Origin of the sequence: Pseudomonas sp. 8O, assembly GCF_902506495.1 — a bacterium.
GTDB classification, from domain to species: domain Bacteria; phylum Pseudomonadota; class Gammaproteobacteria; order Pseudomonadales; family Pseudomonadaceae; genus Aquipseudomonas; species Aquipseudomonas chaetocerotis.
This window is the reverse complement of sequence record NZ_LR733265.1, coordinates 1,583,380-1,602,750: the sequence shown is the minus strand read 5'-3', so window position 1 is coordinate 1,602,750 and position 19,371 is coordinate 1,583,380. Positions and strand designations below refer to the sequence as shown.

The following is a 19,371-nucleotide window of genomic DNA, read 5'->3' as shown; positions in this document are numbered from 1 at the left end:
CATCGCGGGTTTGGCCGTAATGCGGCAGCCGAATCCTTGATCTGTATGGAATACATAAATAATGTCCAATAACGAATTACTTTCCCCTGCCGCTGCCTTCGAACTGGGTATGAAGCCTATGCGTGAAAAGCGATGGGCGGAGGCTAGTGAGTTTTGGCGCACCTACCGTGATCTATATAAAGGATACCCAGCTCCTTGGGTGCAGGGCGCAATTAGCATGATGCGGCAAGGAGACTTACAGGGTGCTGGCGAGTTATTGGCTGAGGCGCGCCGCAAATTTGCCGGACAGACATCCGTATGGCTGACCAGTGCCGAATGGGCAGCCTTGCGTCATAACTCCCAGCAGGAGTCCGCTTTCTTGGCAGACGGGAGAAGGAATTGCCCGAATCAATGGCAACTGCTGGCTAAATCTGCTGAGCTGGAGCTAAAGCTGGGCAACATCGACGCCGCCGAAGCGTTCAATCAGCAGGCACGTGAACATGCCAGCGAGCATATCGAGCCTTGGCTTCAGTATGCCGAGCTGGCTGAAAAGCGCGAAGACTGGCCACAAGCTGAAAAACGCTGGAAGCGGGTGATCGAATTAAAGCCAGAACTTGCCCGTGCTTACAGGCAAGTAGCCGTGTCCTGCAAGCAGCAGGGTAAGATGAAAGACGCCCGTAGCTACAGGTTGGCCGCACAATATGGTGCGGAGCTACTAGCTCCAGCGCGGCCCCAGCAGACGCGCAAACGTCCGGGTCAGGTCGGCTTGTTGCACTTTATGCAACTGGTGTCGACTAAAGCCCTGCTAAACATGAAGTCCGAATCAGCCCGCACCCGCCTCAACTATACTTGGGTGGTCATCGAGCCCCTGTTGCACTTGATTATCTACTACTATTTGTTCGGTCACCTACTGCATCGCGGTTCGGAAAACTACGGTCTTTTTCTGCTCTGTGGCTTGGTGCCATGGATGTGGTTTGCCAAGGCGATTTCCAACTGCGCCACGAGCATCGTCGGCGGGCAGTCACTGATGCTCAACACCAACATTGCGCCGGCTTTCTTCCCCCTGGTTAACATTTTCCAGGCCACCTTCAAGCAACTGCCAGCTCTGTTGTGTCTGCTAGGCTTGGGACTGCTGACCGATCTGCAGGCCATAAGTTGGAACTTACTCTGGCTGCCACTCATTCTGCTGAGCCAGCTGCTGCTTACGCTTGCCTTGGGTATGCTATTGGCCGCGATCATTCCATTTATGCGTGACTTGGCCAACTTGGTTGCCACGGGGCTGACCTTACTGATGTTTCTCTCCGGGGTGATTTATGACTACCGCAGTATGCCCGGCAATATTGGCCAGTGGCTCCAATATAATCCGATGGCCCAGTTGATTAGCGCCTACAGAGAGGTGCTTCTGGAAGGCAAGGCGCCAGACTTAACTAGTTTGGGCTACGTCATTCTGGCAAGCGCCGTCGTGTTCTTGGCCAATTACTTCATTTATACAAGTCAGCGCAGCAACTTCGTACGGCAGGGCATGCTGTGATGAGCAAGGTATTTCTTTCTCTGCATGATGTGAGTGTGCGCTTCAAAATGAGCGGTAAGGCCAGCCAAAATGACTATATCGAACCGCTTAAAGGTATTTCCCTAGATGTGCACGCAGGTGAAACACTGGGCATCCTCGGGGCCAATGGGGCCGGCAAATCTACCCTGCTCAAAATCTTGTCAGGCGCGCTGCACCCGGACGGCGGTAAAGTGATCAATCGGGACGCTTCAGTTGCACTGTTGGCGCTGCAAGCAGGCTTCGATAGCAACCTAAGTGGGCGGGACAATGCCATCTTCCGCGGAATGTTGCTGGGCTACAGCCGCCGCGAGGTGCTGGAGCGTCTGCAGGAGGTAAAGGCCTATTCGGAGTTGGGCGATTTCTTCGACGAGCCGGTGCACAAATACTCCAGCGGCATGTCGGCCCGTTTGGGCTTTGCTATTAGCACCATTATCAACCCGGATGTTCTGCTGGTGGATGAAGTGCTAAGCGTGGGTGATGCCAATTTCAAGATAAAGGCCGAACGTACCATGATGAAAAAAATTTCTTCCGGTCAAACGGTGGTATTAGTTTCTCACTCTCGTGATCAGATTGCCAACTTATGTGATCGTTGTCTTGTGTTAAATAATGGCAGTCTGATTCAGGGTGAGTCGGTGGATGATGCTCTAAAGATTTACGATAAAATCATGTGGGCCGGATAAGGCTTGGACAGCTTCGCCCAGTACCTTTAAAAGGTATTATTTAGACCTGGAATAAATATGCGGACACTTGCTCAAGCAACAGAATCTCAAGATAATAATCTTACACTGCTTCGCCTAGTCGCTGCGTTAGCAGTGCTGTATTACCACTGTTACCCTCTAGCGATTGGGCGAAATGCACATGATCCGATATCTTTCTGGCTCTTTGAAAACGTCAAAATTGGCCTTGGCGGACTTGCAGTTGGACTCTTTTTCGCTGTAAGCGGATTTCTTGTTACAGCCAGTTACGTGAACCGCGACAGTATCTTCGCTTTCGTCGAGGCGCGGGCGCTGAGGATATTTCCTGGCTTATTTGTCGCTGTTCTCTTTTGTGTGCTACTGGTTGGTCCTCTAGCCACCACACTACAACTAGGTGACTATTTTTCGGATGCCCGCACTTGGCGCTTTCTAGCTTCAAATACAGCCTTGATCTACGGTATTCAGTACAGACTTCCTGGAGTATTCGAAGGTAATCCTTTTGGACCGGCCGTGAATGGCTCATTATGGTCGCTACCGGTTGAGGTCTGGATGTACTCGTGGGTGGCGATTGTCGGGGCACTGGGAGTACTTAAAGAGCGCTCAGTGTTTAATGGCGTTTTCTTTATTGGCGTGCTGGTCTATTTGGCGGCTCCAGAGAAATTTCCCATTACGCAAGTAGATGGGTCGATCCGCAATCCACTATTTTTCCTAATAGGATCTTTTTTTTACGTCAATCGACACTATCTACCTTTAAATTTTCCGGCATTGCTGATTGTTTCGCTGGCAATGCTGGTTTGGCAATATTTTGGGAGTGCAGGGATAGTTTCGGTTACTATTTATATTTCCTATTTGATTTTTTATGTCGCTTACTTTCCTCCATTGTTTGCACTTCGGGCAGGTCGCTTTGGTGATATATCGTTTGGTATCTATATCTATGCCTTTCCTGTCCAGCAGATTATAGCCCACTATTTTATCGACGTCTCACCCATGAGTATGTTTGCGCTCTCCTTGCCAGTGACGCTTGTCCTTGCCTTCGGATCTTGGTGGCTAATTGAGAAGCCGGCCCTGCGTCTTAAGGGAAAAATCCCGATAGGGCGGCGGTTCTTAGATTCAAGAGTAACTGGTTTATGAGTAGTTCAATATGCATTGGGTCAAGTGCTTCTACACCGGTCATCATATTGGGTATGCACCGCTCGGGTACTAGTGCAGTCGCCAGTGTTGTGAGTTCGTTCGGCTATGAGTTTGGTGACAACCTGATAAGTGCAGATAAAGATAATCCCAAAGGGTTCTGGGAAGATCGTGCCCTTGTGGCGATCAATGATCGTCTGCTAGGTGGAAAAAGCTGCTGGGCGAGAGTCATGCCTCATGAGGAGTTTTCTAATGAGCTTCAAGCTGAAGCGAGTACTTGGTACTCCGGGCTAATCGCTATCGGCGAAGGCAAGGTGGCATTCAAAGATCCGCGATTGTGCCGTTTAATGAGATTCTGGTTGGATATTGTCGATCGCCCTAAAGTGCTTCTCGTGCAGCGTAATCCCATCGCGGTGGCCGCTTCACTTCAACGCCGTAATGCATTTACACTCACACATGGAATACTCCTTTGGATCGTCTACAATTATGAAGCCGCCCGCGCAGTAGCAGACCATGGGCTGCAATGGCTGGTCATAGATTATGATCGTCTGATCCTTAATCCTGTCAGTATTACCGAAGAAATTCGGGTTTTCCTTGGCGCCGATGGAGGGGAACCTGAGATGATTGATGAAACTTTGCGGCATAATACTGAGGCGGAGACTCCGGTGCTACCAACAACTTTGACTGATTTCTCGATGCGAATGTATCGGGCAATTCTTGTTGAAGGCCCCTCCTCAATTGTTAGCTTTGAGAACGAGTACCGCCAAATTCTGCGAGACTATGCTTTTGTTGATGAACTTGTTAATTTTCATGCGCACGAAAAGTCTGAGTGGTCTGAGTATCAGCAGCATCTAGAGCGAGATCTGGCTGAGCTTAAACTAAATCTTGATAATCAGTTTAAACTGCATGCGCACGAAAAGTCTGAGTGGTCTGAGTATCAGCAGCACCTAGAACGAGATCTGGCCGAGCTTAAACTAAACCTTGATAATCAGTTTAAACTGCATGCGCACGAAAAGTCTGAGTGGTCTGAGTATCAGCAGCACCTAGAGCGAGATCTGGCCGAGCTTAAACTAAACCTTGATAATCAGTTTAAGCTGCATGCGCACGAAAAGTCTGAGTGGTCTGAGTATCAGCAGCATCTAGAGCGAGATCTGGCCGAGCTTAAACTAAACCTTGATAATCAGTTTAAGCTGCATGCGCACGAAAAGTCTGAGTGGTCTGAGTATCAGCAGCATCTAGAGCGAGATCTGGCCGAACATAAAGTAAATCTTGATAGTCAGTTTAAATTACATGCACATGAAAAGGCTGAATGGTTTGAGTACAGAAGAATGTCTGAGGATAAACTAGCTGAAATGAAAGGATTCCTTTGTAATCAAGTCAATGAACAGAATCTAGTTAAAACAATGTCAGAGTCAGTCAAGGATAGATTAGAACAAGAGTTGGCAGACATTAAAATCCGCTTCGAGGATCTGGAACAACGCTACGTCGCGATGGAAAAAGTCCGCTGGGAGGTCGACGAGTTATTGCTTGAGGCCTACCGGTCGCGGTCATGGCGTTTCACTCGCCCATTCCGGGTAGTGGACGACGTTATTCAAAGTTCTTGCAAGAATATGATCTATTTAAGCAAGGAGTTTTTTTACAGAGCAGCTCTTCGACTATCAGGATTAGCAAACTCTAGCCAGTCTGCAAAGGCAATGGATGCTCTTGTTGAGATGCGCAACTCGGTGGATATCACTGCACTGATGCGTAATCCAGAATGCGAAATCGTGGAGTGGCCAGAGATAACAATCAGTGTCGTCACACACAACAATGGGCACTGGCTCGAAACATTCATGGTCAGCCTACTTGATCAGAAATATCCACTGAACAAGATACATCTTGTTTTTGTTGACAACGACTCCTCCGACGATACCCCCTTAAGGCTAACCGATGCGGTTAAAACTCACGGATGGCGGTTTGCTAGGGCTACCGTTGAGGCGCGAAGTAATAAAGGATTTGGGGCAGGCCATGACTTCGCAATACGTGGCGCTTCTACTCCATTCATCTTGGTCAGTAATATTGACCTCGCATTCATGGTCGACTCAATCACCCGAGTGGTAGCTGTGGCGCTACACGATCCTGAGGCAGCATCGTGGGAGTTACGACAAGCTCCATATGAACATCCAAAATTTGTTGACCCAGTTAGCCTTTGTGTTAATTGGTCCTCGCATGCCTGCATCCTGCTCGCGCGCGAGCACTATTTGCAGGTAGGCGGCTACGAGAAGAGAATCTTCATGTATGGTGAAGATGTCGAGCTGTCTTACAGGCTGAGGAGAGCAGGCCACCTACTGCGCTACGTACCCTCTGCAGTGGTGAGCCACTATACTTACAAGGAGGCTGGTGAATTAAAGCCGCTCCAATTCAGTGGCAGCATTCTCTCTAACTATTATTTACGCCTACGTTACGGCAATATAAAAGATATTCTGTATGCCTTCATAATTCTGTCGAAACTGTTAGCCCGAGGAGCCGGCTTCAAAGGGAGTCGCCGCATGCTACTTTCAGTGCTGCCGCGTGCGATACTGATGACTCCTGCCTTTCTTATGACTCGTGAGCGTACAAAAGCCAACTTTCCTTTCCGTAGCTTTGACTATGAAATTTCGCGCCATGGGGCATTCCATGAAGTGATACCGTTACCCCAATATACCGACGAACTACCCCTGATCACCGTCGTTACTCGTACCGTCGCTGGACGGGGAGCGCTTTTGCGCCAGTGTATGATCTCAGTAATCAATCAGACTTATCCGAAAATTGAGCATCTAGTGGTGGAAGATGGGGGTAACTCTGCTGCCGAATTAGTCGCAGATCTAGCGCGGAAAGCTGGTTCTGGGTATACGGCAAGGCATATAGCCTGCGAGAAGAGAGGGCGATCTCATGCAGGTAATAGGGGGATGGCTGAGGCTGATGGGAAATATTATCTGCTGCTTGATGATGACGATCTCCTGTTCCCAGATCACATTGAAACGCTATATCAGGCATTGGTGAATAGCAAAGCCGATGCCGCATATGCGTTGGCATGGGATGTCCCTGTCGATTATATTGAAAAAGAGGCAGGGCGGTATCGCGAACATAATCACTTCACTGCGCCGCTTTTCCATCAACAATTTGACCGTGAAGTTCTTCGGAAGCATAACTATTTGCCAATTCAAGCGGTGCTTTTCAGTTCGCAATTGTTTGCTCGTTGCGGTGGATTTGAGGAGGAATTATCCCACTTGGAAGATTGGGTCTTGTGGAAAAAATATGCTTTTAACGGGGAGTTCATCTTCGTGCCGAAGACTACCTCGCTCTATAAGACTCCGGCCAATTTACTTGAAATGATGCATCGAAGAGAACTCTTTACTCAAGCGTATGAGCTAGCTTATAAATGGCCGATTCTTTCATACCCGACAGCGACAGACAACGTTCGAGCAGATGCCCCATGACTGGTAAAGTTTATATTCACGTCGGTCTTGAGAAGACAGGCTCTACCTACCTTCAGAGCGTCATCGGGATAAATGAAGAACTTCTCGAATCTAACGACATGAAGTTTTTGCGGGCAGGAAGGGAGTCAGGGCATCACTATTGGGTGGCCAAGGCGTTAAATTTCAAGTACCAAGATATAGCAATTGATCCAACAATGGAGAGAAAGGCGTTAGAGGAGTTGGCTGACGAAGTCGAGGAGGCGGCTGGTCGAACACTTCTACTTAGTAGCGAGCACTTCGATTTTAACGTCGATACTGGTAACACCACCCGTTTGGTTAAGATGTTTCCTGGTCGTGAAGTTCACATAATTATGGTTCTAAGGAATCAGGTCGACTACTCTCGGTCTCTTTATATAGAACATCTGAAGTGGGGTGGACTGCGCACTTATGGCGAGTTCATTCGACATACAATAAAACAGAAAAGGTACAATTTTCTAAGGCGCTATAGATTGTGGCAGGAGGCGGGAGCTAGGGTGACTGTAATTGATTACAGCTCTGGGCGTCTGCTAAAAGATTTTTTGGGTGCAATCGAACTATCGAACCTGACCGACATACTGGAGCTACCTCCTAGCGAGCAGAACGTAACACCATCTATTGATTTGATGGAGTTTGTCCGGCTTGTCAATCAAGGCCTACCACCAGCCAATCGACGCGGGAATTATGAAAAGATTGTGCATCAAATTTCGAGTGTACTGCCCGACTTACTAAAAAAGCGTGATTTTCCGATACCGCCGATTGCTCGTGAAATTTTTATGCAAGAGGAGGCGAATAATCACAAGCTTGCATCGATCCTCGATTTACCGCAGGAGCATTTTCTTGGTGGTCCGATCATCGATCGCCTTAAGGATTGCGACCTCGTGCCGGGACCAGACATTCGTCGCATCGTGGATCATTACTTTTCCTGATTGTCACCGAAAGCTGACTTAGGCATTCAACTGCTGCTGCTCAAATTTTGAGCAGTGGCATGCGGTGCGATCAATACGAAAATGATGGGAAAATCTGGAGGGTCGCCGCTCATTTATAGTCCGGCCGCCCGAGCGGGTACTGAGAGTTGTCTACTTTAGTATGACAGGTCATGCCAGCCATTCTGAGCAGTCCCAGCCAAGAGCTGCTTCCAACTCTTTTATTCCTGTTGAATATACTTCTTTTAGGTACGCGCGCTCACTGTCAGACATCGAGTTTGTATATACTCCTTGGTGTGCTATTAGGGGGGGCGTGAGGTAGTGAGCCTGTATTCTCCGAGCTTTCAATGCCTAGGAAATTATGTATCTCTAGTAAAGTCTCGCGCTGATAATTTTTTAGTCGCCCGCTATCTATAATTAGCGTCTGTTCTTTGTTGAATATATCCCACAGTTTGTTTAGCTGTTTAATATAATGGCCGCGATCTACATAGGAGTAGATTCTATGCTGTTCCGGTAATGCCTCGGCGCAGCGGTGCGCTTCGCAAGTTATGGCCTCCAGGAAGGTTAGATTTTCATTTCCTCTGTTTCGCTCCATATTCCAATGAGAAAACGCTCTTTCAATTGGATTTCGCAAGACTACAATTATTTTAATTTTGTCATTGTATTTTTTTATTCGATCTAGCGCACCATTCCAATATAAATATATTGGCGTTGCCTCGCCTATCGCGCTTTGTTTTTTGTATTCGAGAAAGTGTGAGTGATAGTTTTGGTAGTTGATATCGTTTTCGTATATTGACTTGTTGTCAAAGTAATGTATTTCCTTCTTTGGTATGAATATTGATGGATGCTTTATTAGACTTTCGTGTAGCGCTGTCGTTCCACACTTTTGCGCTCCTACAATAATGAAGTTAACTTTCATTTTTGGCTGTCTTGTATTGAGACTGATGGCGTGTCTGTCGAGGTTCATTGCTTTTTATTTTTCTTTCGATAGCCATGTTTAGATTTGGTTTTTTCAAGGGTGGGTGATTGTTGCTTTGCTGCCACTTTTTATCGCTGTATGCGGTGGTAACATCATGTATTATGGTGAGCGTTTTACTTCATTAATGATTGACTCGTCGCGTCAATATTAAGAAGCCTTGTTTGATCTGGTTGAGATTATAAGTCAGCACTAAACTTCTCAAGCAACTTTCTTGCGATGGCGTCAGGATCTTCTAGTGCGGCGTCAATCTCAATGTCTGCATCAATTGGTGGCTCATATGCACTTCCCACGCCAGATAGATTTGGCAGTAGACCCGCGCGCGCCTTTTTGTAAAGTCCTTTTACATCGCGTTGCTCGCAGGCTTCTAGGGATGTGCTGACGTATATTTCAAGAAAGTTTTTTTCCCCTATAAGCTCTTTTGCCATTTTCCGCTCTCTCCTGAACGGTGAAATAAATGCAGTCATGACAATCATTCCCGCATCCATCATTAGCCTAGCTACTTCTGCAATACGCCGAATATTTTCCACCCGGTCGGCATCGGTGAAGCCCAGGTCCTTGTTCAGGCCTTGGCGAACGTTGTCGCCATCGAGGATATAGGTGCGTTTGCCCAGTGCGAAAAGTTCTTTCTCCAGGGCGTTGGCGATGGTCGATTTTCCCGAGCCGGAAAGGCCGGTGAACCAGATGACCTTGCCTTTATGGCCATTGAGGCGTTCGCGGTCCTCGCGGGTAATGCTGAGTGCCTGGCGGTGTACGTTCTGTGCGCGGCGCAGGTTGTGGCGGATCATGCCGGCGGCGACGGTGTTGTGGGTGTATTTGTCGACCAGCAGGAATCCGCCCAGGGTGTTTGATTGAGCGTAGGTATCGAAAACCAGTGGCTTGCTCAATGCAAGGTTTGCTACTGCGATGTCGTTAAGCCGCAGTTGGCGGCACGATTCATGAGCTTGAGTGTTGACGTCTATGCGGTGCTTCAGTGCGGTAAGGCTGGCGCTGGCCCATTGGTTCGCCAGCTTGATCTCGTAGGAGCGGCCTATCAGGCCAGGCTCGTCGTGCATCCAGACCAGGGTGGCTTCGAACTGGTCGGTCATTTCCAGCGGTTGCTCAGCGCGAGCCAGTATGTCGCCTCTTGAGGAGTCGACTTCTCGGTCCAGCACCAACGTGATTGCATCACCCGGGTTGGCGCAGTCGAGATCACCGTTGGCGGTGACGATGCGTGAGATTTTGGCCGTTTGCCCGGAAGCCGTTACGCGCACTTCGTTGCCAACGGCTAGCTGGCCGGAGGCCAATGTGCCGCTGAAGCCTCGGAAGCTGGCATCCGGACGGTTGACCCATTGAACGGGGAAGACCGTTTTGAATGCCTTGGGGGGGCGAGGGTCGATGGTTTCCAGGCAGGCCATGAGGGTCGGGCCCTGGTACCAGGGCGTATGCGCCGAGCGTGAGGTGATGTTGTCGCCTCTGAGAGCCGACAATGGGATGGCGGTGATGCTGTCGAATCCCAATGGCTCAGCCGCTGTATTGAATGCAGCCAGGGTATCAGCGAACACCTGGGGGTCATACGCCACCAGATCCATCTTGTTGATGGCCAGGATGATGTGCTTTATGCCCACCAGTGACGCCAGGTAGGCGTGCCGGCGGGTTTGCGTCAGCACGCCCTGGCGCGCATCGACCAGCAGTACCGCAACGTCGGCGGTGGAGGCTCCTGTGATCATGTTGCGCGTGTACTGCTCGTGGCCAGGGGTGTCGGCCACGATGAATTTGCGATGCGGTGTGGAGAAGAAACGATAGGCCACATCGATGGTGATGCCCTGTTCTCGCTCGGCTGCCAGGCCATCCACGAGCAGAGCGAAGTCAATGTCGTTACCTTGCGTGCCGTGGCGTTTGGAGTCGGCCTGCAGCGTACTCAACTGATCGTCGAAGACCTGTTGGGCTTCCCACAGCAAGCGGCCGATAAGCGTGCTTTTGCCATCATCGACGCTACCGCAGGTGATAAAACGCAACAGGTCCTGATTGGCTTGCTGCTCGAGCCATTCGCTCAGTGTTGCCGTCTTGTGGGCGTGTTGTTCGGGCGAGGTGCTTTTCTTGAGGCGTGCCATCAGAAGTAGCCCTCTTGTTTTTTCTTCTCCATGGAGCCTGCGCTATCCGTATCGATTCGACGGCCCTGCCGTTCGGATTGTCGTGTGTTGATGATTTCCAGCAGGATGTCTTCCGGCGTCTGCGCTTCTGACTCCACGGCTCCTGTAAGCGGGTAACAGCCTAGTGTGCGAAAACGCACTTTGCGCATCTGAATTTCTTCGCCGGGCAGCAGTTTGCAGCGCTCATCGTCGACCAGCATGATCATCTCGGGACGCACGACTACAGGCCGCAACTTGGCAAAGTACAGGGGCACCATGGGGATGTTTTCCATGTAGATGTAGTGCCAGATATCGAGTTCAGTCCAGTTCGACAGGGGAAATACTCGAATGCTGGCATCCTGGCTTTTACGGGTGTTGTAGAGGTTCCAGAGTTCCGGGCGCTGGCTTTTCGGATCCCAGCGCTGGGTTGCGCTGCGAAACGAGAAGATGCGCTCCTTGGCGCGGGATTTTTCTTCATCGCGGCGCGCGCCACCAAACACGAGGTCAAATTTGTACTTGTCCAGCGCCTGCTTGAGCCCTTCGGTTTTGGTGATGTCGGTATGCAGCGAAGAGCCATGATCGAAAGGGTTGATATTCTTTTCGATGGCTTCCGGGTTGGTGTGTACCAGCAAGTCCATGCCGCTTTCACGTGCTATGAAATCACGGAACAGATACATCTCCTGAAACTTCCAGCGCGTGTCTACGTGCAGTAACGGAAAGGGTGGCGGTGAGGGGAAGAAGGCCTTGCGGGCAAGGTGGAGCATCACGCCACTGTCTTTGCCGATGGAATAGAGCATCGCCGGATTCTGCGCCTCGGCTACCGCCTCACGGATGATGTGAATGCTCTCTGCTTCCAGGCGCTTGAGGTGCGGGGATAGTTCGGATACCGCCTCTGCGGGCATTGAATCGAACCGGTGGAGCTTGAGATGAGGCGGTAGCACCGGCTGGTAGACCTGCACGCAGCAGTGGATGTCAGGCATCTCGTCCGCGTTGCGCATCGAGGCTACCAACGAGCCATGCGGAAACACCGCGACGGGCTTGCCGATGTGTTGTTGCAATGCGACACAGGCCGTACGAATTGTCTCCCGCGCGACATTTGCCAATGGCACCCAGAAGCGCGCGCCCCTGGCATCGTTTGCGTGCAGACAGGGCTTTCCGCTGGGTAGCGGGCTCAGTTGAACGAACAGCACTCTATCGCGGCGTTTGCGCGCTTGCTCCATGGCCCAGGCCAGTACGATTCTGTTGGGGGCGCGGCCATGCTCGTCTTGCAGTGCTTCTTCAGCCAATTCAGCAGGCAGCAGACCCTGAGCGTTCAGGCGGCGCTCGGCGGTGCGCTTGGTATCGGCCTCGCCGCACGCTTTGAGGTGTTCGTAGGCGAGATGGGTATCCCAGACCTGTTCGGCCTCGAGCCCGGTAAAATCACCTGCAGAGGCTGTCGTAGTTTGGGTCATATTGATTCCGGGCAATAAAAATCGCGTGATAAGATTCGCTGATCAAATTAAATCACAGGGATTTACATTATGCGACAGCGTGTATCGATCGACTTGGCTGCTCTTTTGTTGCCAATCGCTCGTCAGGCGGGTGATGCCATCATGTCGATTTACAGCAGCGGGCAGAGCGGTGTTCGTGAGAAGGCAGATCACAGTCCGGTTACCGAGGCTGACTTGGCCGCTCACGTTGTCTTGACCAACGCCCTTGGTTCTTTGCCGCCCGGCTATCCAGTGGTGTCGGAAGAAGATGAGCGTTCGCTGGCGCATCGCAATGGCTCGGGGCGCTTTTGGTTGATCGATCCACTTGATGGCACCAAGGAATTCATTGCGCGTAATGGCGAGTTCACGGTCAATATCGCTCTCATCGATCAGGGCCGCAGTGTGTTGGGTGTGGTCTATGCACCTGCTATCGACTGCATGTATTGGGGTGGCGCCGGCCTGGGTGCATTCAGAGAGACAGCCGCAGGTACGCAGCCGATCAAGGTCAGCGCGGCTGAACCGGATGATGGTTGCCGCGTTGTGGCCAGCAAGAGCCATCTGAACGAAGAAACGCAGGCATTCATCGAGCGGCTTGGATCGGTCAGTCTGATACAGGCTGGCAGCTCTTTGAAATTTTGCCGAGTGGCGGAGGGGGTGGCTGATATCTATCCGCGCCTGGCGCCTACCTGTGAGTGGGACACTGCGGCTGCGCAGGCGGTGCTTGAAGGCGCAGGGGGCGTAGTGCTGGATCGGGAGGGTAATCCCCTGCGCTACGGCAAACCCGATGTTCTGAACCCCTCGTTCGTGGCTGCGCGCAACGCCGTGCTGATCCCTGCATGATTGATTGGACATATTCACTGGCAGGTGCGCTGACCGGTTTTGTCGTCGGATTGACGGGGGTTGGCGGCGGCGCCTTGATGACGCCAATCCTGCTGCTGGTATTTGGGGTGTCGCCAGTCACTGCAATTGCAACCGATCTGTGGTTTGCCGCCATTACCAAGCTGGTGGGCGCGCGTATTCATCATGCCAACGGCCAGGTGGACTGGCAGGTAGCCAAGCGTTTGTGGTTGGGCAGCCTGCCCCTGGCCTTGTTCGTCGTAGTGCTGGTGAGCCTGGGCGCGCAGGTGGCCAAGGTGGAATGGCTAAGCAAGGCAATTGGCGTGGTGGTTTTGATCACTGCCGTGGGGCTGTTGGCGGCGCCGAGGTTGATGGCATATGCCCGAAACCGTCGCGTCAGCCAGGCAGAGCGCTTCAAGGCCGTGCAGCCTGTCCTGACCGTGGTTTCAGGCGCGGTGCTGGGGCTCTGTGTGGCCTTGACCTCTGTTGGCGCTGGCGCGCTGGGTAGTGTGATGCTGTTGTTTCTCTACCCTCTGCGCATGACTCCCCATCGCCTGGTGGCCACCGATATCGTGCATGCCATTCCGCTCGCTGTCGTTGCGGGGCTGGGTTATCTGTTTGCCGGGATGGTGGATGGGTGGATGTTGATCAGCCTGTTGCTGGGTTCGGTCCCGGCGGTGCTGCTGGGGAGCTTGCTGGCCGGAAAAATCACCGGGCGCTGGATTCAGATCGGGTTGGCGCTGGTCCTGATGGTGGCAGGCGTAAAGGTGCTCGCATGACGTTCGCCGGCGCGTATCTGCTGATGCGTGTGTCGGGACAAGTTGGCTCAAGCTGCGGCGGTGTCCCGGTTAAGGGAGCACCTTCTGGCCTGTCTGCTGCGTAGTCCCTGGCAGCTATTTGATCAGGCCAGGTAGCGTTTTTCAAAACTACGCATGATGTCGGCATGTCAGGCATCGCCTGAAGACCCCGATGGGCGTGTCTTCAGGGGCGCGTTTGGTTCGGAAGGTGCTGTAGCAGGTTGGCCGGCTGGTTTTGCGGATTGCCGCTTTCCAGGTGTCGGAGAGTTATTGCGAGAGTTGCCATGTGTTCCCCGAGATGTGCTCGGTACGGGGCTGTACCGAAACTCCAGCTCGGGAACATCCGATTACGGGTTTAGGAAGTTCCAAAGCCCGTAACGGCTTGATGTAGATGGTGCCGGCACCAGGAGTCGAACCCGGGACCTACTGATTACAAGTCAGTTGCTCTACCAGCTGAGCTATACCGGCATTGTGGGGGCGCCATTATATCCATTCGTCAGCCTGAGTAAAGCCACCTTCGAGCCAGGTTTTTCCGGGCTCGGCTATCAGCAGCTTTCGGCTTATGCACAAAGAGAAGGCGTATCCGATAGCCGCGCACCGGCTCTGTGCGCTGGATCACGATTTTTCGCAAGTCATTGTTTTTGCTATAGCTTTGAGTGCTGTACGAAAAATGATCAGATGTCTACGAGGCAATTCCCAAGTGGCTTTGCAGCATTTGCCCAGAAAGGATCAACAGAGTTATCCACAGCTTCTGTGCGCAACTCAGGCGCGCTCGGCCAGCAGTAGCAAGTTGCGCGGGCTTAGTTGGTAATCACAGAAGGTGCCCAGCTTCACCTTGTAGCCCTGGTCCTGCAGATACAGGGCGCGGTCGAGCAGCAGCCAGAGTTCCAGTGGCCGGCGGAACAGGTTGCGCAGCAGTTCCAGATTGCGCACTTCGGCCAGGCGTTGCCAGCCGCGAGCTTCCAAGGCCGGCCAGTCCTGCTCGCCAGGCAGTGGCACGTCGCGCAGCTCGGCGAGGTCATGACAGAAGCTGGCGAACGGTTTGTTGAACCAGTCGCTGGGCAGTGATGGCGTTGGCAGGTAGTCATCGATACCACGTAGCTGACGTTGCAGCAGATCGAAAGCCAGGCGCCAGGCCATCGACTGATTGCGTTGTCTGCGCACGCGGGCACCAGCCGTGACGGTTTCGCTCAGCGGCAGGCCGAGGTCATCGCGGGATAGTTGCAGGCCTGAGCCCTGCGCCGCTGCCGACAGCGGCTGGTAGTGCATGCCGGCGATGCGGTTGTAGCAGCAGGGCGCTACCGCCAGTTGCGGGCATCCGTTGCGGCTGGCCAGTTGCAGCAGGCGTACATGCAGGTCGCCGCAGGCGTGCAGGGCCACGGGAGTATGTTCTTTCGTCAGGCGTTCGTTGCAGTCATCGGCAAGCACATCCTGCTTTAGATGTGCGGCGTTCAGTCCAAGGCGGTTGCTCAGTGCGCTGCCGGACTCGATCAGCGCCGGATCGTATTCCAGGCAGGTCAGGTGTTGATCATCCTGAGTCAGCCAACGACCGAGGTGGCCTTTGCCGGAGCACCAGTCGAGCCAGTGCGTGGGGCGCTGGCGAAACTGCAGGTGACTGGCAAAGGCCTGGATCTGCGCCAGCTTCCTGCCGGGTACATCGACGCTCAAGGCGTGTGCGCGCGGTGGACTGTCCAGGCTCGGAATCTCACCCAACTGACTGAGCGCCTGCGCCTGGCGGGCCAGGTCGGGAAAGGGCGCTGGTGCAGAGAGTGCGAAGGGGCTGTTGTCGCTGGCCTCAGCCTGTTCCAGGGAGCGGCCGCGCAGCCAGGTAGCAAGTGCCGCCAGCTCTGCTTCCCAAGGCAGTTGCAGGTGATGAAACGGGCGCGGGCGCCACAGCGCCTGATGCTGAAGAAGAAAGCTGTCCAGGGCCCGGAAGCGAGCGAGCAGATCGCCAGAGGTAAGGATGGGATCGGACATGGCGTTCATGCGTCTGGTTGAACCGGGCTGCCAAGTGGGCCGCCCGATTGGCTTAGCGACCCTGGCAGGCGTCGACGCGCAACCAGCGCTCCAGCAGGCGGAAGGCGCGCACCAGAACGAAGGCGATGACCAGGTAGAACAGGCCTGCGGCAAAGAAGATCTCCACCGGCAGATAGGTGCGCGCGATGATGGTGCGCGCCATGCCGGTAAGCTCGAGCAGCGTCACGGTGCTGGCCAGGGCGCTGGCCTTGAGCATCAGGATCACTTCGTTGCTGTAGGCCGGCAGACCGATGCGTGCTGCACGCGGCAGGACGATGTAGAACATGGTCTTGGCTCGCGACATGCCCAGCGCGCGCGCCGCTTCTACTTCACCGGGCGGCACGGCCTGAATGGCGCCGCGCAGGATTTCGGCGATATAGGCGGCGGTGTGCAGGGTCATGGTGATGATCGCGCACCAGTACGGCGAGCGCAGGTAGGGCCAGAGTGGGCCCTGGCGCACGGCGTCGAATTGCGCCAGGCCGTAGTAGACCAGGAACAACTGCACCAGCAGTGGTGTGCCGCGGAAGAAGAAGATGTAGCCATAGGGCAGGGCGCGCACGTACCAGTGCTTGGACGCGCGAGCTATACCCATCGGCAGTGCGAGGATCAGGCCGGCGACGACCGCGATAGCCACCAGTTCCAGGGTCAGCAGCGCGCCTTCGGACAGGCGCGGCAGCCACTTGATGATGACGGTCCAGTTCAGGCTGGAAAGGCTCGACCAAAGCGCGTAGGCGACGAGAAGGCCTGCTGCGAGCCAGGCGACGATAGCGGCGTTCTTTCTCATGAGGCGCTCCGGACGAAGCCGCGACTGGCGCGCTTCTCAAGGAAATACAGGCCGATCATGGCGAGAACGGTCAGGCCCAGATAAATGAAGGCTGCAACCATATAGAAGGTGAAGGGCTCCTTGCTGGCGGTCACCGCAATCTGCGAGCGGCGCATGATTTCCTCCAGGCCGATCACCGATACCAGCGCGGTGTCCTTCATCAGAATCATGAACAGGTTGCCCAGGCCGGGCAGGGCGATGCGCCACATCTGCGGCAGGATCAGCTTCCAGAGAATGCGCGCCTTGGACATGCCCAGGGCCATGCCGGCTTCGCGGTGGCCCTTGGGTATGGCCAGGATGGCGCCACGGAACACCTCGGTGGCGTAGGCGCCGAAACACAGGCCAAGGGCGATGGTGCCCGCAGCGAAGGCGGAGAGTTCGAGGCTCTCGACACCAAGCAGGTCGGCCAGGCTGCGCATCAGGCCAACCGTGCCGAAATAGATCAGCAGCACCCAGAGCAGTTCGGGCACGCCGCGCACGAGGGTGGAATAGCTGCCGCCGAGCCACTGCAGCGGCTTGTACGGCGAAGTCTTGGCCAGCGCGCCGAGCAGGCCGAGCACCAGACCTACAGCCAGCGCGCAAAGCGCCAGTTGGATGGTCATCAGGGTGCCGGCGGCCAGGGCGGGGCCGAATCCGTGGAGTTCGAAAATCATCGGAGGGCTCGGGCAACTGCGCCGCCCAATGGGCGACGCAATGCCTTCAGGTCATCAATAGATGCTGAACGGGAAGTACTTGTCGTTGATCTGCTTGTAGGTGCCGTCTTCGATGATGGCTTGCAGAGCGGTGTTCAGCTTCTCGCGCAGCGGGTCGCCCTTGCGCACGGCGATGCCGATCTTGTCGTTGTCGAATACCGGGTCGCCCTTGAACTCGAAGGCCTTGCCGGCGTCGCTCTTGAGCCATTCCCAGTTGACGAAGGTGTCAGCCAGCACGCCATCGAGACGGCCGGAAGCCAGGTCGAGGTAGGCGTTTTCCTGAGTGTCATACAGCTTGATGTCGACCACCTTGTCCAGGTTGTCTTCCAGCCAGGTGCCGGCGATGGTGGCGCGCTGCGCACCGATCACCTTGCCTTTTAGACTGGCAGCATCGGTTTTGAAGTCGCTGGTTTTAGGTGCGATGAACTGCAGCTTGTTGGTGTAGTAGGGCTCGGTGAAATCGACCGCTGCCTGACGCTCTTCGGTGATCGACATCGAAGCGATCAGGAAGTCGAACTTCTTGGCGTTCAGGGCCGGGATGATGCCATCCCAGTCGGACGTGACCACTTCGCATTCGGCCTGCATCTTGGCGCACAGCGCCTGGCCGATTTCCACGTCGAAGCCGGTGACCTTGCCACTGGCGTCGATCAGGTTGAAGGGCGGGTAGGCGCCTTCGGTGCCGAGTTTCAGTTTGTCAGCTGCGACAGCGCTGGTGCCGAAAGCCAGGGTAGCGGCTGCGGCCAGCAGGATCTTCTTATAGTTCTGCATGCATGTTGCTCCGTGTTAGCGATTGCTGGACATGAATTGTTTACAGCGTGCCGAGTTCGGGTTGTCAAACACCTGGGCGGGTGGCCCTTGTTCCTCGACCAGGCCCTGGTGGAGAAACACCACCTCGCTGGAAACCTGGCGAGCGAAACTCATTTCATGGGTCACCAGCAGCATGGTGCGACCCTCGTCGGCAAGCGCGCGAATCACATTAAGCACTTCTTGTACCATCTCCGGGTCGAGCGCCGAAGTCGGCTCGTCGAACAGGATCACCTTCGGCTGCATGGCCAGGGTGCGGGCGATGGCCGCGCGTTGCTGCTGGCCGCCGGAAAGCTGGTTGGGGTAGACGTGACGTTTGTCGGCGATACCGACCTTGGCCAGCAGCGCTTCGGCCACCTCGATGGCCTCGGCCTTGCTCTGGCCAAGTACACGACGCGGCGCCTCGATGATGTTGTCGAGCACGCTCATGTGCGGCCACAGATTGAAATTCTGGAAGACGAAACCGATCTCGCTGCGCAGGCGATTGATCTGCCTGTTGTCGGCGGCAACCAGCTCACCGTTCTTCGCGGCCTTGAGCTTGAGCTCCTCGCCAGCGACGAAAATCTGACCCTTGTGCGGGTTTTCCAGCAGATTGATGCAGCGCAGGAAGGTGGACTTGCCGGAGCCGGAAGAACCGAGAATGGAAATGACGTCGCCGTCTTTGGCGGTCAGGGAAATACCCTTGAGCACTTCGAGATCGCCGTAGCGCTTGTGCAGGTTGCGGATTTCCAGCGCGGGCGTCGCCTCGGCCATGGGGTGGTGTCCTCTTCTTCTTCGAATGCGCTCCGGCGTACGGCGGGCCGTCCTGGCTGGCGGCCAAGCTAGCATAGCGTTTCCGTGACCGCCAAGCCGTTTGCTGGCCCATGGCTTGCTCTATGGTCAGGGTGTCGCCTGGTTACAGCAGGTTGTCGCGCAGATGCAAAACGGGTCGATCAGCTTGCGTCGCTCAAATACAGCTCGGCCATGTCATCGAGGTGCAGCTCATGTTTGGGCAATGCGTTGAAGATGTCACTCGTATTTACCGCTGAGCTCACCCGTATTTGAGGTGATATAGCGATTATTCGGTTGCCGGCTAGGGGGCGGGCAGTCCCTGGCA

Annotated in this window: 15 protein-coding genes and 1 tRNA gene; 7 read left to right on the top strand and 9 right to left on the bottom strand. The window is 54.1% G+C overall.

The annotated features are described in order from the left end of the window. Positions 1-61: 61 nt before the first annotated feature. From GV002_RS20865 to GV002_RS20845, 5 genes are read left to right on the top strand one after another with little or no spacing between them, the layout of a single operon-like run. On the top strand, positions 62-1,510 hold the full coding sequence (locus GV002_RS20865) for an ABC transporter permease (RefSeq protein ID WP_160020155.1): 1,449 nt from the start codon (positions 62-64) through the stop codon (positions 1,508-1,510). Then, positions 1,510-2,208, top strand: a complete 699-nt coding sequence (locus tag GV002_RS20860) for an ABC transporter ATP-binding protein (RefSeq protein ID WP_160020154.1) — start codon at positions 1,510-1,512, stop codon at positions 2,206-2,208. Before GV002_RS20865 ends, GV002_RS20860 begins: the two co-directional genes overlap by 1 nt. 57 nt (positions 2,209-2,265) lie before the next feature. Next, entirely contained in the window at positions 2,266-3,354 is a 1,089-nt protein-coding gene (locus GV002_RS20855; protein ID WP_160020153.1) for an acyltransferase family protein, read from the top strand. Next, the gene (locus GV002_RS20850) at positions 3,351-6,809 is read left to right on the top strand and encodes a glycosyltransferase (RefSeq protein ID WP_160020152.1); all 3,459 of its coding nucleotides are present in this window, start codon (positions 3,351-3,353) and stop codon (positions 6,807-6,809) included. Before GV002_RS20855 ends, GV002_RS20850 begins: the two co-directional genes overlap by 4 nt. Continuing rightward, positions 6,806-7,753, top strand: a complete 948-nt coding sequence (locus GV002_RS20845; RefSeq protein WP_160020151.1) for a hypothetical protein — start codon at positions 6,806-6,808, stop codon at positions 7,751-7,753. Before GV002_RS20850 ends, GV002_RS20845 begins: the two co-directional genes overlap by 4 nt. Before the next feature lie 262 nt (positions 7,754-8,015). Here GV002_RS20845 and GV002_RS20840 read toward each other — a convergent pair whose 3' ends face one another. From GV002_RS20840 to cysD, 3 genes are all read right to left on the bottom strand, one after another. Further along, positions 8,016-8,717 (bottom strand): sulfotransferase domain-containing protein, encoded by a 702-nt coding sequence (locus GV002_RS20840; protein ID WP_160020150.1) that lies wholly within the window; start codon positions 8,715-8,717, stop codon positions 8,016-8,018. 188 nt (positions 8,718-8,905) lie between these two features. Continuing rightward, complete coding sequence (cysN, locus tag GV002_RS20835) at positions 8,906-10,819, bottom strand: sulfate adenylyltransferase subunit CysN (RefSeq protein WP_160020149.1); 1,914 nt, start codon at positions 10,817-10,819, stop codon at positions 8,906-8,908. Then, positions 10,819-12,288 (bottom strand): sulfate adenylyltransferase subunit CysD, encoded by a 1,470-nt coding sequence (gene cysD / locus GV002_RS20830; RefSeq protein ID WP_160020148.1) that lies wholly within the window; start codon positions 12,286-12,288, stop codon positions 10,819-10,821. The genes cysN and cysD overlap by 1 nt, the downstream gene beginning before the upstream one ends. 69 nt (positions 12,289-12,357) lie before the next feature. On the opposite strand from cysD, the gene cysQ reads away from it, so the two are divergent. Further along, positions 12,358-13,146, top strand: coding sequence for a 3'(2'),5'-bisphosphate nucleotidase CysQ (gene cysQ, locus GV002_RS20825; RefSeq protein WP_160020147.1), 789 nt, complete (start codon positions 12,358-12,360; stop codon positions 13,144-13,146). Beyond that, a complete protein-coding gene (locus tag GV002_RS20820; RefSeq protein WP_075750567.1) occupies positions 13,143-13,922 on the top strand; it encodes a sulfite exporter TauE/SafE family protein in 780 nt (259 codons plus the stop codon). Before cysQ ends, GV002_RS20820 begins: the two co-directional genes overlap by 4 nt. Positions 13,923-14,332: 410 nt before the next feature. Here GV002_RS20820 and GV002_RS20815 read toward each other — a convergent pair. The 6 genes from GV002_RS20815 to GV002_RS20790 form a co-directional block, all read right to left on the bottom strand. Beyond that, positions 14,333-14,408: transfer RNA gene (locus GV002_RS20815), tRNA-Thr, on the bottom strand. A 294-nt stretch (positions 14,409-14,702) separates the two neighbouring features. After that, positions 14,703-15,917 (bottom strand): methyltransferase, encoded by a 1,215-nt coding sequence (locus GV002_RS20810; protein WP_160020146.1) that lies wholly within the window; start codon positions 15,915-15,917, stop codon positions 14,703-14,705. A gap of 52 nt (positions 15,918-15,969) precedes the next feature. Next, positions 15,970-16,659, bottom strand: a complete 690-nt coding sequence (locus GV002_RS20805) for an ABC transporter permease (RefSeq protein ID WP_160020214.1) — start codon at positions 16,657-16,659, stop codon at positions 15,970-15,972. Positions 16,660-16,736: 77 nt separating this feature from the next. After that, complete coding sequence (locus GV002_RS20800) at positions 16,737-17,432, bottom strand: ABC transporter permease (RefSeq protein ID WP_160020145.1); 696 nt, start codon at positions 17,430-17,432, stop codon at positions 16,737-16,739. Between the two features lie 54 nt (positions 17,433-17,486). After that, positions 17,487-18,239 (bottom strand): ABC transporter substrate-binding protein, encoded by a 753-nt coding sequence (locus GV002_RS20795; protein ID WP_160020144.1) that lies wholly within the window; start codon positions 18,237-18,239, stop codon positions 17,487-17,489. Between the two features lie 15 nt (positions 18,240-18,254). Then, positions 18,255-19,028, bottom strand: a complete 774-nt coding sequence (locus tag GV002_RS20790) for an ABC transporter ATP-binding protein (RefSeq protein ID WP_160020143.1) — start codon at positions 19,026-19,028, stop codon at positions 18,255-18,257. Between the last annotated feature and the right edge of the window lie 343 nt (positions 19,029-19,371).

Coding starts and splice junctions, on each gene's coding strand:
- GV002_RS20810 (WP_160020146.1), bottom strand. CDS start 15,917: ATGTCCGATCCCATCCTTACCTCTGGCGATCTGCTCGCTCGCTTCCGG.
- cysQ (WP_160020147.1), top strand. CDS start 12,358: ATGCGACAGCGTGTATCGATCGACTTGGCTGCTCTTTTGTTGCCAATC.
- cysN (WP_160020149.1), bottom strand. CDS start 10,819: ATGGCACGCCTCAAGAAAAGCACCTCGCCCGAACAACACGCCCACAAG.
- GV002_RS20850 (WP_160020152.1), top strand. CDS start 3,351: ATGAGTAGTTCAATATGCATTGGGTCAAGTGCTTCTACACCGGTCATC.
- GV002_RS20860 (WP_160020154.1), top strand. CDS start 1,510: ATGAGCAAGGTATTTCTTTCTCTGCATGATGTGAGTGTGCGCTTCAAA.
- cysD (WP_160020148.1), bottom strand. CDS start 12,288: ATGACCCAAACTACGACAGCCTCTGCAGGTGATTTTACCGGGCTCGAG.
- GV002_RS20790 (WP_160020143.1), bottom strand. CDS start 19,028: ATGGCCGAGGCGACGCCCGCGCTGGAAATCCGCAACCTGCACAAGCGC.
- GV002_RS20795 (WP_160020144.1), bottom strand. CDS start 18,239: ATGCAGAACTATAAGAAGATCCTGCTGGCCGCAGCCGCTACCCTGGCT.
- GV002_RS20820 (WP_075750567.1), top strand. CDS start 13,143: ATGATTGATTGGACATATTCACTGGCAGGTGCGCTGACCGGTTTTGTC.
- GV002_RS20800 (WP_160020145.1), bottom strand. CDS start 17,432: ATGATTTTCGAACTCCACGGATTCGGCCCCGCCCTGGCCGCCGGCACC.
- GV002_RS20845 (WP_160020151.1), top strand. CDS start 6,806: ATGACTGGTAAAGTTTATATTCACGTCGGTCTTGAGAAGACAGGCTCT.
- GV002_RS20840 (WP_160020150.1), bottom strand. CDS start 8,717: ATGAACCTCGACAGACACGCCATCAGTCTCAATACAAGACAGCCAAAA.
- GV002_RS20855 (WP_160020153.1), top strand. CDS start 2,266: ATGCGGACACTTGCTCAAGCAACAGAATCTCAAGATAATAATCTTACA.
- GV002_RS20865 (WP_160020155.1), top strand. CDS start 62: ATGTCCAATAACGAATTACTTTCCCCTGCCGCTGCCTTCGAACTGGGT.